The sequence below is a fragment of the Chromobacterium alkanivorans genome (assembly GCF_016937655.1).
GTDB lineage: Bacteria > Pseudomonadota > Gammaproteobacteria > Burkholderiales > Chromobacteriaceae > Chromobacterium > Chromobacterium alkanivorans.
Genome location: NZ_JAFHKL010000002.1, coordinates 199675 through 214591, shown reverse-complemented (window position 1 = coordinate 214591; position 14917 = coordinate 199675). Strand labels below are relative to the sequence as shown.

Sequence of the window (14917 nt, the reverse complement as noted above, 5' to 3'; positions counted from 1 at the left end):
GGTGGCTGATGTCAGGGTAATGGCCGGGCGTCGCGCTGTCAAAACCCGGCGGCGACGGATGAGGGCCCGGAGAACGGCTCTCCATGTTAGACTGTGGCCATCCGGTTTTTCTTGTCCAGCCGGCCAGGGCGCGCGCTTTTGGCCGGTTGTTGCGTAAAGTAATGGAGCCTTGCATGACCTCTTCGATCTTCTCCGCCGTAGAACTGGCGCCGCGCGACCCTATCCTGGGCCTGAACGAAGCATTCAACGCCGACACCCGCACCACCAAGGTGAACCTGGGCGTCGGCGTTTATTCCGACGACAACGGCAAGATTCCGCTGTTGGCGGCGGTGAAGGCGGCGGAGAAGGCGCGTCTTGAGGCCATGCCGCCGCGCGGCTACCAGCCGATCGAAGGCGCCCAGGCTTACGACAGCGCGGTGCAGAACCTGCTGTTCGGCGCGGACAGCGAGTTGATCAAGGCGGGTCAAGTGGTGACCGCCCAGGCCTTGGGCGGCACCGGCGCCTTGAAAATCGGCGCGGACTTCCTGAAGCGCCTGAACCCGGCGGCCAAGGTCTACATCAGCAACCCCAGCTGGGAGAACCACCGCGCCTTGTTCGAATCCGCCGGTTTCGAGGTGGAGAACTATCCGTATTACGACGCGGCCACCCGCGGCGTCGATTTCGACGGCATGCGCGCCTACCTGGCCCAGTTGCCGGCCGGTTCCGTGATCGTGCTGCACGCCTGCTGCCACAACCCCACCGGCGCCGATCTGTCCGACGCGCAATGGGCCGAGGTGGTGCGAGTCTGCCGCGAACGCGGCCTGGTGCCCTTCCTGGACATGGCTTACCAGGGCTTCGCCGACGGCATCGACGCCGACGCCGTCGCCGTGCGCCTGTTCTCGGCCTCCGGCCTGCAGTTCTTCGTCTCCAGCTCCTTCTCCAAGAGCTTCTCGCTGTACGGCGAACGCGTGGGCGCCTTGTCCATCGTCACCGCCGGCAAGGAGGAGTCGGCGCGCGTGCTGTCCCAGCTCAAGCGCGTGATCCGCACCAACTACTCCAACCCGCCGATTCACGGCGGCGCGGTAGTGGCCGCGGTGCTGTCCAATCCGGAACTGCGCCAGATGTGGGAAGACGAGCTGGCCGGCATGCGAGACCGCATCCGCGCGATGCGCGTCGGCCTGGTCGAGGCGATCAAGGCCGAGGGCGTGGCCCAGGACTTCTCCTTCGTCGCCCAGCAGCGCGGCATGTTCTCCTACACCGGCCTGAGCGCGGCCCAAGTGGAGCGCCTGCGCGCCGATTTCGGCATCTACGCGGTGTCCACCGGCCGCATCTGCCTGGCGGCCTTGAACAGCAAGAACCTGGCCTATGTGGCTTCCGCCATCGCCCAGGTGGTGAAGGCGGGCTAAGCCTGGCCGGTTTTGACCTCAAGCATTGCAAAGCCCCGCTGGTCGGGGCTTTTTTTCAATCGGCCGCTTGCCGGCCGTAGTCGAGGAGCAGACTCATGCAATTGCACAGCCGCAGCTTTCAAGACGGGGAGCGCATTCCGGGCCGCCTGGCCTTCTGCGTGCCGGACGCCGACAGCCACGTCGCGCTGTCCGACAACCTCAATCCGCATCTGGCCTGGGGCGGAGCGCCGGCGGGCACGCGTTCCTTCGCGTTGGTGTGCCATGATCCGGACGTGCCGTCGCGCGGCGACGACGTCAATCAGGAGGGCAGGGAGGTGCCGGCGGATCTGCCGCGGGTGGACTTCTACCACTGGCTGCTGCTGGATATCCCTGCCGAACAGAGCGAGATCGCCGAGGGCGGCCACAGCGCGGGCGTGAGCGCGCGCGGCAAGAGCGGCCCGGGCGCGCCGCAAGGCCTGCGCCACGGCGTCAACGACTACACCGGCTGGTTCGCCGGCGACGCGGCGATGGCCGGCGACTACTACGGCTACGACGGTCCCTGCCCGCCGTGGAACGACAGCCTGGAGCACCGCTATGTCTTCACCGTGTACGCCTTGGACGTGGCCAGCCTGCCGGTGGCCGGCGCGCTGACGCCGGCCGGCATCATGGCGGCCTTGTCCGGCCATGTGCTGGCGTCGGCGAGCCTGAGCGGCCGCTATACGCTGAATCCGCGTTTGCTGTAACCGTCCCGCAATGTAAAGAAGTGGCAAAAAGGACAGTTTGTCCATCTCCCAACGCCGAGGCGTCTGGCAAGGGATTGCAGTGAGCCAATGAAATGCAGCATGATGTTGCGGCGTTTACTGTCTCCGCGGCTGATTTAATTCAGTGGCCCGCGCCCGCGCGGCGCTTTGAGCCGCGGCCAGCCCAAGGCGGCAAACGATAACAACATCAAAGGGGATTAACTGTCATGGTTGCAAACACTGTTAAGGACAAGCTGCCGGCCGCCGCGTTGGCGACGGGCGCTTTTGACGCGGACGATGCCGATGTGCGCAACAATCTGGGGCTGATGGGCTTGTTGGATGTGAATTCCGGCGACGGCCGCTATCGGCTGACCGCAACGCTGGAGCCGGAAATCGAAGGCGTGGACGACGTCCAGGCCTGGGTGTTGGAAATGGAGCTGGTCACCCTGGCCACCGGACAGGTCTTGCGTTGCAAGCAGGCCGGCGTCGCCTACGCCGGCCCCACGCCGGGCAGCCATCTGCGCCGCCTATTGGCCAATGGTCAACTGCAGGGGTATTTGCAACTGGCCGCCTAGTCCGCTTTCGCCATCCGCAGGAATTAAGCCGCCGCGTCACGCCGCGGCTTAATTTTTTTCTCCGCCGGAGCGCTCATCGTCCACGCGCGCCTGCCGCGAACGCTATAAAAAACGGTACAATCGCCGCAGCCGGGCCGACATCGGGTTGGGGCTCGGCCGTTAATTTTCGACATCGTCAGAGGTTGTGAACTGTGTGGTTTGTGCTGTGTGTGCTGCTGTTGGTGCTGGGTGCGCTGGCTTGGCTGGTGTATACCGGCCGTGTCGTCCTGTCCGAATGGACCCAAAAGCTGGATCGCTTGTTGGGCATGTCGCCGACGGAGCGGCACGAGCCGGACTACTTCGCGGAGGAGGCCGACGACGGGCGGAACGCCGCGGAGTCCTGGGGCCGGCCGCGGATCGAGCCGACGCCGCCGCGCGCCGAAGCTCCCGCTCAAGTCGAGCCGGAGCCGGCCCGGGCCGCCGCGCCGCCGCCTTCGGAACGCGAAGCGCCGCCGGCCGAGGCTGAGCGCGAAACCATAGTCTTGCCGAAGCGGCAGGCCGAGCCGCCTCAGGCCAAGCCGGAGTTGCCGACGCTGGAACTTTCCCGTGAATACCGCAAGCGCGCGCGTCCGCCGTCGTCGGAGCCGGCGCAGGCCAAGGATCTGCCGGTGATCGGCCTGCATGAGCTGCAGCATAATCTGCAAACGGATTATCGCCGCCGTCAGGCCTCCCGGGTGCTGACGCAGAACGCCAAGGAGCAGGGCGGCGCGTCCTTGCCGGTGATCGAGCCCAGCGAGGTGCGCGAGCAGTTGCGCCACATTCATTCCAAGCGCGGCAAAACCATGGCCGCGCCGCCGTCCGCCGCCATTCGCCCCCTTGCCGTCAAGCCACAGGAAGCGGCGGAGCTGCAAATCGTGCCGCCTCCCGTCGTGCGGCATGAGTTGCCGGCCAGCGCGCGGCCGGCGCAACACGGCTGGCTGGCGCCGGCGCGGCCGTCTGCGCCGCCGCTGGAGCCTGAAATCGTCGCCTTCGCCCAGACGTCCGATCCGCTCGACCCGCCGGCCGAGCCGGAAATCGTCGCCTTTGCCGCCGCGCCCGACCTGCCCGCCGCGATGCCGGAGGCGCTTGAGGCCGTCGCGGAAGAGGCGCTGGCCGAGCCCGAGGTTTTCGCCTCAGCTTTCGATGCGCCAGCGGAGCCTGCAATCGCCGTCGAGGCCGATTGGCCTCCGTTAGCGCCCGCGGAGTCCGAGCCCGCCGTTTTCGCCGCGCCGCCGGCGCGCCCGGCCGAGCCGACGCCGGTCGTCGTCGCGGCAAGGCCGCCTGAGCCGGCCCTCCCCGAAGCGGACGCGCCGCGAGCCGCCGAGCCGGCGCCGTGGCGCTGGCCGCAGACCCGCTCTGTGCTGGTGCAGGACGAGGAAAAACCGGCCGTGGTGCAGCGCGAGAGCGTGCCGGCGGAGCCGCCTTCGGTGGCCGCCGCTGCGCAGCAACTGGCCGCCAAGCCGATGCCCTGGGTCTTGATCGACGCGCCTGCCGCCGTCGCGACGCCGGACCAGGCGCCGGAGGAGGCGCCGGAGGAGGCGAGCCCGCCTTGGGACGCGGCTCCGGAGTCCGAGGCTTGGGCGCAACAGGCGCAGCAGCAGGTAGAGCTGGCCGCCGAGCCGGCGCCGCCCAAGCCGCGTCCGGTGTACGACGATTACGGTTTGCCGGGCCTGGACTTGCTGCGTCCGGCTGACGAGGCGACGGTGACGTGCTCGGAAGAGGAATTGCTGGAGCGCGGCATCGTCATCGAGGAAAAGCTGGCCGAGTTCAAGGTCAAGGTCAGCGTGGTGGACGCCTACGCCGGCCCGGTGATCACCCGCTACGAGGTGGAGCCGGCGGTGGGCGTGCGCGGCAACCAGGTGGTCAACCTGATGAAGGATTTGTCGCGCGCGCTGGGCCTGGCGGCGATCCGGGTGGTGGAAACCATACCCGGCAAGACCTGCATGGGTCTGGAGCTGCCCAATCCCAAGCGCCAGATGATCCGCTTGTCCGAGATTTTCTCCTCCGAGGTGTTCCAGCAGCCGCGTTCGCGCCTGACCTTGGCGCTGGGCAAGGACATCACCGGCCAGCCGGTGGCGATGGACCTGGCCAAGGCGCCGCACCTGCTGGTGGCGGGCACCACCGGCTCCGGCAAGTCGGTGGGCGTCAACGCGATGATTCTGTCCATGCTGTACAAGGCGCGGCCGGACGAAGTGCGCTTCATCATGATAGATCCCAAGATGCTGGAACTGTCGGTGTACAACGACATTCCGCACTTGCTGGCGCCGGTGGTCACCGATATGAAGCTGGCGGCCAACGCGCTGAACTGGTGCGTGGGCGAGATGGAGCGCCGCTATCGGCTGATGAGCGCGCTGGGCGTGCGCAACCTGGCCGGCTACAACGACAAGGTGAGCGAGGCCGAAGCCATGGGCCAGCGCATCGGCAACCCGTTCAGCCTGACGCCGGAAACGCCGGAGCCGCTGGAGGCGTTGCCCTTCATCGTGGTGGTGGTGGACGAGTTCGCCGACCTGATGATGGTGGCCGGCAAGAAGATCGAGGAATTGATCGCTCGCCTGGCGCAGAAGGCGCGCGCCGCCGGCATTCACTTGATCCTGGCCACCCAGCGGCCGTCGGTGGACGTGATCACCGGCCTGATCAAGGCCAATATCCCGACGCGGATCGCCTTCCAGGTGTCCAGCAAGGTGGACAGCCGCACCATTCTGGATCAGATGGGCGCGGAAAGCCTGTTGGGCCAGGGCGACATGCTGTTCCTGCCGCCGGGCACCGGCTATCCGCAGCGGGTGCACGGCGCCTTCGTCACCGACGACGAAGTGCACGCCATCGTCGAGCATCTGAAGCAGTTCGGCGAGCCTGACTACGTGGAAGGCCTGCTGACCGGCGAAAGCGAGGCGGAGGAGGAGTCCACCGCGGCCACGGCCAAGGCGCAGGCGGCGACGGAAAGCGATCCGCTGTACGACGAGGCGGTGGAAATCGTGATGCGCACCCGCAAACCGTCGATTTCCTCGGTGCAGCGCCATCTGCGCATAGGCTACAACCGCGCCGCGCGGCTGATCGAGGAAATGGAGGCCGCGGGCATCGTCAGTCCGATGGAAAGCAACGGCAACCGGACGGTGCTGGTGCCGCAGCGCGAGCTGTGAGGCGGCGTGAACGCGCTCGACTTGTTGCCGCCATAAAGAAAAGCGCGCCGGATTCGGCGCGCTTTTTCATTTCTTCTGTTTGGGACGGGGGTCAGCGACGGCGCTGGTCCTGATCGTCGCGGATGCGGATCGGAGCCAGTTGGTCCTGGTCTTCCACCGGGCCGCTCAACAGCTTGGCGACGACGACCACAGCGGCGATGAGGGCGAATAAAAGCAAAATTTCCATGGCATGGCTCCCCGAGGCTTGAGTGCTAACTTGTTGATGAAGACGATTGCCGGCGAACAGGCCTGGAAGCAAAAGTCGTCTATGGCGGCCCCCTGTGATTTCATTCTGGAACACAAGCCGCCGCAAGCTCAAGTAATAATTTGTGTCGGAAAGTTAAAATTCAAGACGCGCTGCGCTTCAGCGCGCGCATCGCCTGATCGATGCCCTGCAGCGTCAGCCCGTACATGCGCCCTGACATCAGCTGGCGCAGCATGTGCAGCGACTGAGTGTAGTCCCAGTGCGCTTCCGGCACCGGGTTGAGCCAGGCGGCGTGCTTGAAATGCTCGAGCAGGCGGCGCAGCCAGACTTCGCCGGCCTCCTGGTTCATGTGCTCGACGCTGCCGCCCGGATAGCTGATTTCGTAGGGGCTCATGGTGGCGTCGCCGACGATGATCAGCTTGTAATCGCCGCCGAAGGTGTGAATCAGGTCCCAGGTGGACAAGGTCTGGGTGTGGCGGCGGGCGTTGTCCTTCCACACCGCTTCGTAGACGCAGTTGTGGAAGTAGAAATACTCCAGATGCTTGAACTCGGATTTCACCGCCGAGAACAACTCCTCGCAGGCCTTGACGTGGTCGTCCATCGAGCCGCCGACGTCGAACAACACCAGCACTTTGACCGCGTTGCGCAGCTCGCGCTGCATGCGCAGGTCCAGCATGCCGGCCTTGCCGGCGGTGGCGGCGATGGTGGCGTCCAGGTCCAGCACTTCCTCGGCGCCGTCGCGGGCGAACTCGCGCAGCCGGCGCAGGGCGATCTTGAGGTTGCGGGTGCCCAGTTCGACCGAGTCGTCGAAGTTGCGGAATTCGCGCTGGTCCCACACTTTCACCGCGCGGCGGTGGCGCGATTCGTTCTGGCCGATGCGGATGCCGGCCGGATTGTAGCCGTAGGCGCCGAAGGGGCTGGTGCCGCCGGTGCCTATCCATTTATTGCCGCCCTGGTGCCGTTCCTGCTGTTCTTGCAGCCGCTGGCGCAGGGTGTCCATCAACTGCTCCCAGCCTAGCGCCTCCAGCCGGCGCTTGTCCTCGTCGGACAGGTGCTTCTCCACTTGCTTGCGCAGCCAGTCTTCCGGGATGCCGGTTTTCAGCTCGTCCAGCGATTGCGACAGGCCTTTGAAATGGCTGCCAAACACCTGGTCGAAGCGGTCGAAGTGTTTCTCGTCCTTGATCAGCGCGGTGCGCGCCAGGTAGTAGAAGGCGTCAAGATCGCCGAAGGCGACGCGTTTTTGCAGCGCCTCCAGCAAGGTGAGGAATTCTTTCAGCGTAACCGGCAGGCCGGCCTCGCGCAGGGCGTAAAAAAAATCGATCAACATGGCGCGGCTAGAAGGTGACAGCGTGGATGGGCGGTGATATTCTTGTTTTAGAGCTACGGCTCTAAACAATCGTTCGGATACTGCTATCCTAAGGATAATACAATGAATGCCGCCGCCATGCCCATTTGCCGGGATGATCATCTGCAAGCGGAGTTTTCCCGCCTGTACCGCCTCAGCCGGGCCTCAGCGTTTCCGCCGCTGGAACTGCGCCAGGAATGGCTCAAGCGCCTGGAGAGCATGTTGCAGGACAATCGCCAGGCTTTCGTTGATGCGGTCAGCCAGGACTTCGGCCACCGCAGCGCGGTGGAAACCCGGCTGGCCGAGCTTTTCCCCTCTCTGGAGGCGATACGTTACGCGCGCCGGCGTCTGCGGCGCTGGATGCGGCCGGAGCGGCGCGGGGTGTCGCTGTGGTTCCAGCCGGCGGGCAATAGCGTGATGCCGCAGCCCTTGGGCGTCATCGGCGTGGTGGTGCCGTGGAACTACCCCTTGTTCCTGGCGCTGGGGCCGGTGGTGTCCGCGCTGGCGGCCGGCAACCGGGTGATGGTGAAGATGTCGGAATACACGCCGGCGACCGGCGCGCTGCTGCAGCGCCTGGCCGAACGTTATCTGGGGCCCGAGGTGATGGCCGTGGTCAACGGCGACGCCGAGCTGGCGCAGGACTTCACCAGGCTGCCTTTCGACCATCTGTTCTTCACCGGCTCCACCGCGGTGGGCCGCCACGTGATGCGCGCGGCGGCGGAGAACCTGACGCCGGTGACGCTGGAGCTGGGCGGCAAATCGCCGGTGATCGTCGCCCGGGGCGCCGATTTGCGCCAGGCGGCGGAGGCCATCGTCGCCGGCAAGATGCTGAACGCCGGCCAGACCTGCGTGGCGCCGGACTATGTGCTGGTCAACAACAAGGACCGCGCCGCGCTGCTGGACGAGCTGCGGCGGGCGGCGCGCCGCGCTTATCCCACTTTGGCGGACAATCCCGATTACAGCGCCATCATCAACGAGCGGCATTGTCAGCGGCTGCTGCAATGGCTGGACGAGGCGCGCGCGGCCGGCGCCGAGGTGGAGCAGATCAATCCGGCGGCGGAGGACTGGCGGCCCAGCCGCAAATTCCCGCTGACCCTGGTGCAGGGCTGCCCGGAGGACGCCACCTTGCTGCGAGAGGAGATTTTCGGGCCGATACTGCCGGTGCTGAGCTACGACAAGTTCGACGAGGCGCTGGCCTACGTCAACGCGCGGCCGCGGCCGCTGGCCCTGTACCTGTTCGACACGGACGCGCTGCGCATCGAAAAAACCTTGCGCGAAACCGTGTCGGGCGGGGTGGCGGTCAACGACATCGCCCTGCAGGTGGTGCAGGAGGACCTGCCTTTCGGCGGCGTCGGTCCGTCCGGCATGGGGCATTGCCACGCCAAGGAGGGTTTCATGGCGTTTTCCAAACTCAAGCCGGTGTTCCGCCAGAGCCGCTGGGCCGGCACCGCCTTGACGCGCGCGCCTTACGGCGCCGGCGTGGAGCGGCTGTTGAAATGGATGCTGCGCTGAGATGCTGAGCCGCCGCCAGTTGCTCAAAACCGGCCTGGGCGGCGCCGCGGCCTTGGCGCTGGCCACGCTGCTGGCCTCGCCGCAGCCTGACGGTCCGGCCGAGGATTGGGTCAGGCCCTTGAAACTGCGCGTCTTGACGCCGCGGGACGCTCAGTTGCTGGCGGCGATCGCCCCGGTCGCGCTGGGGCCGGGCGTCGCGCCGCCCGAGGAGGTGGTGCGCGGCGTGGATCGCGCGGTGGCCGGCTTGCCGCCGGCGATGCGGGCCGAGTTGCGCCAGCTGCTGGACCTGCTCGGCAACCCTTGGGGACGGCGCTGGATCGCCGGCGTGGCCGCGCCGTGGCGACAGGCGTCGGCCGAGGACATCGCCGCCTTTCTGCGGCGCTGGCGCGGCAGCGCGTTTCCCTTGCTGCGCAGCGGCTACCAGGCCTTGCACCAATTGCTGAACGCCGCCTGGTACGGCAATCCGGCCAGTTGGTCGGCGCTGGGCTATCGGCAGCCGGCGGCGGTAATGGAGATGTTGCCGTGAGCCGCGCGACGATACCCGATCCGGTGGTCGCCGGCCTCGCCGCGGGCTGGAAGGCGCTGGACGGCGCGACCTTGCCCGATCTGGAGCTGCGGGCCGACGTGGTGATCGTCGGCAGCGGCGCCGGCGGAGGCATGGCGGCCGAGCAATTGGCCGCGGCCGGACTGGACGTGTTGCTGCTGGAGGAGGGCGGCTTGTACAGTTCGCGCGACTTCCGCCTGCTGGAGGCCAAGGCCTATCCGGAGCTGTATCAGGAGTCCGCCAGCCGCAAGACGGCGGACAAGGGGGTTTCCATCTTGCAGGGCCGGGCCGTGGGCGGCAGCACCGTGGTCAACTGGACCAGTTCCTTCCGCGCGCCGCCGGACACCTTGCGCTGGTGGCGGGAGCGGCACCGGTTGAGCGGGGTCGGCGAGGAGGCGATGCGGCCGTGGTTCGAGCAGGCGGAGGCGCGGTTGGGCGTCGCCGACTGGCTGCCGGATCCGAACCCCAACAACGCGGCGCTGGCCCGCGGCTGCGAGGCCCTGGGCATCGCCCACGCGCGCATCCGCCGCAATGTGCGCGGCTGCTGGAATCTGGGCTATTGCGGCATGGGCTGTCCCACCAACGCCAAGCAGTCGATGCTGGTGACGGCGATACCCGCCGCGCTGGAGCGCGGCGCCAGGCTGATCAGCCGCGCGCGGGTGGACCGCTTGCGCGCCAATGCCGGCAGAACCCGGCTGGAAGGGCTGGAGGGCCGCTTTCTGGCTGCGGACGGAGTCGGCGAGACCGGACGCCGCTTCAAGGTGAAGGCGGCCCAGGTGGTGCTGGCCGCCGGCGCCATCGGCTCGCCGGCCATCCTGCTGCGCAGCGGCCTGATCGATCCGGGAGGCCATACCGGGGCGCGGACCTTTCTGCACCCGGTGGTGTTGTCCGCGGCCTTGATGCCGGAGCCGGTGGAGCCGTTCAACGGCGCGCCGCAAACGGTGTACAGCGATCACTTCATGCATGTCCACGCGCTGGACGGGCCCTTGGGCTACAAGCTGGAAGTGCCGCCCATCCATCCCTTGCTGGCCGGCATCACCTTTCCCGGCTTCGGCGCCGGCCAGGCGGCCTTGATGCGCCGGCTGCCGCATCTGCACGCGACGCTGGCCCTGTTGCGCGACGGCTTCCACCCGGACAGCCGCGGCGGCCAGGTGCGCTTGCGCGGCGACGGCTCGCCGGAGCTGGACTATCCCTTGAACGATGCGTTGTGGGAGGGCGCGCGCCGCGCCTGGCTGAGCATGGCGGAGATCCAGTTCGCCGCCGGCGCGCGGCAGGTGCTGACGGTGCACGAGCAGGCGGGTCTCGCCCGCAGCTGGAGCGAGGCCCGGAGCATGATAGCCGGGCTGGCGCTCAAGCCCTTGCTGGCCAAGGTGGTCAGCGCCCACGTGATGGGAGGGCTGGCGATGTCGGGCGACGCCGAGTCCGGGGTGGTGGACGAGTGGGGGCGGCATTGGCAGCTGGACAATCTGACCGTGGTGGACGGCTCGGTGTTTCCCAGCAGCGTCGGCGCGAATCCGCAGCTGTCGGTCTACGCCTTCGCGCTGCGCTCGGTGGCGGCGCTCTTGCGGCGCATGCGGGGGACGATGGGCTGAGACAAGAAAAAAGGGACCGCGAGGTCCCTTTTGTCGTCGCGCTGCCGGGCAGCGGCGAATCAGGCGAAGTTCTTGGCGACGAAGTCCCAGTTCACCAGCTTCCAGAAGCTGTCCATATAGTTCGGGCGGCTGTTGCGGTAATCGATATAATACGCGTGCTCCCACACATCACAGGTCAGCAGCGGCTTCTTGTCGGTGGTCAGCGGGGTGGCGGCGTTGCTGGTGGATACCAGGTCCAGCGAGCCGTCGTGGTTCTTCACCAGCCAGGCCCAGCCGGAACCGAAGGTGCCGATGGCGGTCTGGGTGAAGGCTTTCTTGAATTCGTCGTAGGAACCCCATTTGGCGTTGATGGCGTCGGCCAGCGCGCCGCTGGGCTTGCGCTCTTCGCCGGCGTTGGGAGCGAAGCCCAGCCAGTAGAAGGTGTGGTTCCAGACTTGGGCCGCGTTGTTGAAGATGCCGCCGGAGGATTTCTTCACGATCTCTTCCAGGGAGGCGTTTTCGAACTCGGTGCCCTTGATCAGGTTGTTCAGGTTGGTGATGTAGGTCTGATGGTGCTTGCCGTAGTGGAATTCCAGGGTTTCCTTGGAAATGTGCGGGGCAAGCGCGTCCAGCGCGTACGGCAGTTCCGGCAGTTTGTGTTCCATTATGCTCTCCTTGTTGAGAAAGTAAGCCGCATAAGCGGATGCTTTATCCGCAAGTTTACTGGATTCAGCCGCTGCTCGCCAATAGTTGACTAAAAAAGTAAAGTAAGGATGAAAACCGTTGCAGTACGATGTTATCGTCATCGGCGCAGGCGCCGCCGGCCTGATGTGCGCGGCCACCGCCGGCCAACGCGGCCGGCGCGTGCTGTTGCTGGACCATGCGCGCAAGCTGGCCGAGAAGATCCGCATTTCCGGCGGCGGCCGCTGTAATTTCACCAATCTCCACGCTCGTTTCGACTGCTATCTGTCGGCCAATCCCCATTTCTGCCGTTCGGCGCTGGCGCAGTACACGCCGCAGGATTTCATCGCCATGGTCGAGCGCCACGGCATCGGCTACCACGAGAAAAAGCTGGGCCAGCTGTTCTGCGACGACGGCAGCGAGCGCATCATCGCGATGCTGGACGAGGAGTGCCGGCTGGGCGGAGTGGACAGACGCATGGAGACGCAGATTCTGCAGGTGAGCCGGGAGGCGGACGGTTTCGCGCTGGACACCAGCGCCGGCGGCTTTCGCGCGGCGTCGCTGGTGGTGGCCACCGGCGGCCTGTCGATTCCGCAGATAGGCGCGACGCCGTTCGGCTACCAGCTGGCCGAGCAGTTCGGCCTGGAGCTGACGTCGCTGACGCCGGCCCTGGTGCCGCTGACCTTTCACGTGGAAGACGCGGAGGCCTTCGCGCCGCTGGCCGGCGTGTCGCTGGAGGTGGAGGCGCGCGCCGGCAAGGGCCGTTTCCGCGAGAACGTGCTGTTCACCCACAAGGGCGTGTCCGGTCCCGCCATCCTGCAGGCGTCGTCCTATTGGCAGCCGGGCACGACGCTGGAGCTGGACCTGTTGCCGGACGCCGACGCCGCCGCCTGGCTGGAGCAGAAGGCCGGCAGCGAGCAGTTGATCGCCAACGCGCTGGCCGAGTTCGGCTGGCCCAAGCGTTTCGCCGAGGCCTGGCTGGAGCGGGAGGGCTTCAATAAGCGGCTGAAGGACTTGTCGCCCAAGCAGCGCCAGCAGTTGGCCGAACGGCTGCATAGCTGGCGCGTCAAGCCCAACGGCACCCAGGGCTATAAAAAGGCCGAGGTGACGCTGGGCGGGGTGTCGACCAAGGCCTTGTCGTCCAAGACCATGATGGCCAACGCGGCGCCCGGTCTGTTCTTCATCGGCGAAGTGGTGGACGTCACCGGTTGGCTGGGCGGCTACAATTTCCAGTGGGCCTGGTCGTCCGGCTATGTGGCCGGGATGAACTGCTGATTCAGTCCGCCGCCAGGAACCACACGGTCTGGATCTTGCCGGCGACGATCTCGTAGACGGCGGCCACCTCGAAGGGCTGCTCGCTCACGCCGCTGACGCGCTCGTGGTCTATCACCTTGTTGCCGAGCTCGATGCGCTTGACCAATTCCGCGTGCAAGCCGGGCAGGGTGAAGCGCTGGGTGGCGTAGAAGTCGCCCAGCGCGGCCTTGCCTTGCAGGCTGGGTTCCGAGCCGGGCAGCCGGTATACCGTCACGTCGTCGGCGTAGACGGCGAGAAAGGGCTCCAGCTGGCGTTGGTTGTAGGCGTCGAGTTGTTGTTGGACGAGGGCGGCGGGCGTCATGGCGGCTCCTGTTGAAAGAGCTTTCGATGCTGGGGCCGCGCGAGGCGCTTGTCAACGCATGCTCAGCGAGTGGCGGTTTCGGGTTAAAATCCGGTTTTGCCTGATCCAGGCTTGCTTCATTCGCGCGGCCAGGCCGCGCCATCACTCCGAGTCTACATGACTGAATCGTACGAGAATTTTGACAGCGAGATGGCGGCGATCCGCACGCCGCCTCATTCGATCGAAGCCGAGCAATCGGTGCTGGGCGGCTTGTTGCTGGACAACAGCGCCTGGGACAAGATCGCCGACGTGGTGTCCGAGGCGGACTTTTACCGCCACGACCACCGGCTGATTTACAAGCATGTGGCCAGGCTGGTGGAACTGGCGCGTCCCGCGGACGTGGTCACCGTTTCCGAGAGCCTGGACAAGAACGGCGAGCTGGGCAATGTCGGCGGCCTGTCCTACCTGGCCACGCTGGCGCAGAACACGCCGTCCGCCGCCAATATCCGCCGCTACGCCGAGATCGTGCGCGAGCGTTCCATCATGCGCCAACTGGCGCTGGTGGGCACCGAGATCGTCGAGGCCGCTTACGCGCCAATGGGACGCGACGCCTCGCAGCTGCTGGACGAAGCCGAGGGCAAGGTGTTCCAGATCGCCGAATCCACCGCCAAGGCCAAGCAGGGCTTCCTGGAGATGCCGGGCTTGCTGAAAGAAGTGGTCGAGCGCATCGACATGCTTTACAGCCGCGAGAACCCGGACGAGGTCACCGGCGTGCCTACCGGCTTCATCGATCTGGACGCCAAGACTTCCGGCCTGCAAGCGGGCGACCTGATCATCGTCGCCGGACGTCCGTCCATGGGCAAGACCGCGTTCTCGATGAACATCGCCGAGCACGTGGCGGTGGAGCAGCACCTGCCGGTGGCGGTGTTCTCCATGGAGATGGGCGGCGCGCAGCTGGTGATGCGTATGCTGGGCTCGGTGGGCCGGCTGGATCAGCACACCCTGCGCACCGGCAAGCTGGGCGACGACGACTGGCAGAAGCTGACTTACGCGATAGGCAAGTTGTCCGAGGCGCCGATGTACATCGACGAAACCGCGGCGCTAACCGCCTTGGAAGTGCGCGCGCGCGCGCGCCGACTGGCGCGCCAGCACGGCGGCAAGCTGGGCCTGATCGTGATCGACTACTTGCAGCTGATGTCGGGTTCGGGTCGCGGCGACAACCGCACCGCCGAGCTGGGCGAGATTTCGCGCGGTCTGAAAGGCCTGGCCAAGGAGTTGCAGGTGCCGGTGATCGCGCTGTCCCAGCTGTCGCGGGCGGTGGAGCAGCGCCCCAACAAGCGGCCGATGATGTCGGACTTGCGGGAATCCGGCGCCATCGAGCAGGATGCCGACTTGATCGTCTTCATGTACCGGGAAGAGTATTACAACCCGGAGAACCAGGAAGTGAAGGGTCTGGCCGAGGCCATCATAGGCAAGCACCGTAACGGTCCTACCGGCGCGGTGCGGCTGGCCTTCGTCGGCAAGTACGCCAAGTTCGACAACGCCGCCACCTTGGGCGTTAGCGGCTGGGCAGATAACGACTCCTAACGGTT

General features: G+C 66.4%; 13 protein-coding genes. 9 read left to right on the top strand and 4 right to left on the bottom strand.

Going from position 1 to position 14917, the window contains the following annotated elements; genetic code table 11:
- Positions 1-185: 185 nt before the first annotated feature.
- The 4 genes from JW897_RS04690 (at position 186) to JW897_RS04675 (ending at position 5834) form a co-directional block, all read left to right on the top strand.
- Positions 186-1385, top strand: a complete 1200-nt coding sequence (locus JW897_RS04690; RefSeq protein ID WP_476727387.1) for an amino acid aminotransferase — start codon at positions 186-188, stop codon at positions 1383-1385.
- Positions 1386-1480: 95 nt separating this feature from the next.
- Positions 1481-2107 carry a YbhB/YbcL family Raf kinase inhibitor-like protein gene (locus JW897_RS04685; RefSeq protein ID WP_205465311.1) on the top strand — a complete coding sequence of 209 codons (627 nt, stop codon included), beginning with the start codon at positions 1481-1483 and terminating at the stop codon, positions 2105-2107.
- Between the two features lie 224 nt (positions 2108-2331).
- Entirely contained in the window at positions 2332-2679 is a 348-nt protein-coding gene (locus JW897_RS04680; protein WP_156187956.1) for a hypothetical protein, read from the top strand.
- A gap of 191 nt (positions 2680-2870) precedes the next feature.
- Positions 2871-5834: a DNA translocase FtsK gene (locus JW897_RS04675; protein WP_338030551.1), complete on the top strand. Its 2964-nt coding sequence runs from the start codon at positions 2871-2873 to the stop codon at positions 5832-5834.
- Between the two features lie 91 nt (positions 5835-5925).
- Here JW897_RS04675 and JW897_RS24470 read toward each other — a convergent pair whose 3' ends face one another.
- Positions 5926-6060 carry a hypothetical protein gene (locus tag JW897_RS24470; protein ID WP_255360665.1) on the bottom strand — a complete coding sequence of 45 codons (135 nt, stop codon included), beginning with the start codon at positions 6058-6060 and terminating at the stop codon, positions 5926-5928.
- Between the two features lie 160 nt (positions 6061-6220).
- Positions 6221-7405: a vWA domain-containing protein gene (locus JW897_RS04670; protein WP_048415491.1), complete on the bottom strand. Its 1185-nt coding sequence runs from the start codon at positions 7403-7405 to the stop codon at positions 6221-6223.
- Positions 7406-7507: 102 nt separating this feature from the next.
- Between JW897_RS04670 and JW897_RS04665 the strand changes: the two genes are divergently transcribed.
- Genes JW897_RS04665 through JW897_RS04655 form a run of 3 tightly spaced genes read left to right on the top strand, consistent with a single transcriptional unit; the run spans position 7508 to position 11071 of the window.
- Positions 7508-8935 carry a coniferyl aldehyde dehydrogenase gene (locus JW897_RS04665; RefSeq protein WP_205465310.1) on the top strand — a complete coding sequence of 476 codons (1428 nt, stop codon included), beginning with the start codon at positions 7508-7510 and terminating at the stop codon, positions 8933-8935.
- Between the two features lies 1 nt (position 8936).
- Complete coding sequence (locus tag JW897_RS04660) at positions 8937-9461, top strand: twin-arginine translocation signal domain-containing protein (RefSeq protein WP_205465309.1); 525 nt, start codon at positions 8937-8939, stop codon at positions 9459-9461.
- Complete coding sequence (locus JW897_RS04655) at positions 9458-11071, top strand: GMC family oxidoreductase (protein ID WP_338030550.1); 1614 nt, start codon at positions 9458-9460, stop codon at positions 11069-11071. The genes JW897_RS04660 and JW897_RS04655 overlap by 4 nt, the downstream gene beginning before the upstream one ends.
- Before the next feature lie 59 nt (positions 11072-11130).
- Here JW897_RS04655 and JW897_RS04650 read toward each other — a convergent pair whose 3' ends face one another.
- Positions 11131-11715 (bottom strand): superoxide dismutase, encoded by a 585-nt coding sequence (locus JW897_RS04650; RefSeq protein WP_048415487.1) that lies wholly within the window; start codon positions 11713-11715, stop codon positions 11131-11133.
- A 118-nt stretch (positions 11716-11833) separates the two neighbouring features.
- Here JW897_RS04650 and JW897_RS04645 point away from each other — a divergent pair, with 118 nt between their 5' ends.
- Complete coding sequence (locus JW897_RS04645; RefSeq protein ID WP_205465308.1) at positions 11834-13006, top strand: BaiN/RdsA family NAD(P)/FAD-dependent oxidoreductase; 1173 nt, start codon at positions 11834-11836, stop codon at positions 13004-13006.
- A 1-nt stretch (position 13007) separates the two neighbouring features.
- On the opposite strand, the gene JW897_RS04640 is transcribed toward JW897_RS04645, so the two are convergent.
- Positions 13008-13346, bottom strand: a complete 339-nt coding sequence (locus tag JW897_RS04640) for a nuclear transport factor 2 family protein (RefSeq protein ID WP_205465307.1) — start codon at positions 13344-13346, stop codon at positions 13008-13010.
- Between the two features lie 156 nt (positions 13347-13502).
- Between JW897_RS04640 and dnaB the strand changes: the two genes are divergently transcribed.
- Entirely contained in the window at positions 13503-14912 is a 1410-nt protein-coding gene (gene dnaB, locus JW897_RS04635) for a replicative DNA helicase (protein WP_048415485.1), read from the top strand.
- Positions 14913-14917 lie beyond the last annotated feature (5 nt).

Excerpts from the sequence above, each read along its gene's own strand:
- JW897_RS04670 (WP_048415491.1), bottom strand. The coding sequence starts at position 7,405 with ATGTTGATCGATTTTTTTTACGCCCTGCGCGAGGCCGGCCTGCCGGTT.
- dnaB (WP_048415485.1), top strand. The coding sequence starts at position 13,503 with ATGACTGAATCGTACGAGAATTTTGACAGCGAGATGGCGGCGATCCGC.
- JW897_RS04640 (WP_205465307.1), bottom strand. The coding sequence starts at position 13,346 with ATGACGCCCGCCGCCCTCGTCCAACAACAACTCGACGCCTACAACCAA.
- JW897_RS04680 (WP_156187956.1), top strand. The coding sequence starts at position 2,332 with ATGGTTGCAAACACTGTTAAGGACAAGCTGCCGGCCGCCGCGTTGGCG.
- JW897_RS04685 (WP_205465311.1), top strand. The coding sequence starts at position 1,481 with ATGCAATTGCACAGCCGCAGCTTTCAAGACGGGGAGCGCATTCCGGGC.
- JW897_RS04660 (WP_205465309.1), top strand. The coding sequence starts at position 8,937 with ATGCTGAGCCGCCGCCAGTTGCTCAAAACCGGCCTGGGCGGCGCCGCG.
- JW897_RS04650 (WP_048415487.1), bottom strand. The coding sequence starts at position 11,715 with ATGGAACACAAACTGCCGGAACTGCCGTACGCGCTGGACGCGCTTGCC.
- JW897_RS24470 (WP_255360665.1), bottom strand. The coding sequence starts at position 6,060 with ATGGAAATTTTGCTTTTATTCGCCCTCATCGCCGCTGTGGTCGTCGTC.
- JW897_RS04665 (WP_205465310.1), top strand. The coding sequence starts at position 7,508 with ATGAATGCCGCCGCCATGCCCATTTGCCGGGATGATCATCTGCAAGCG.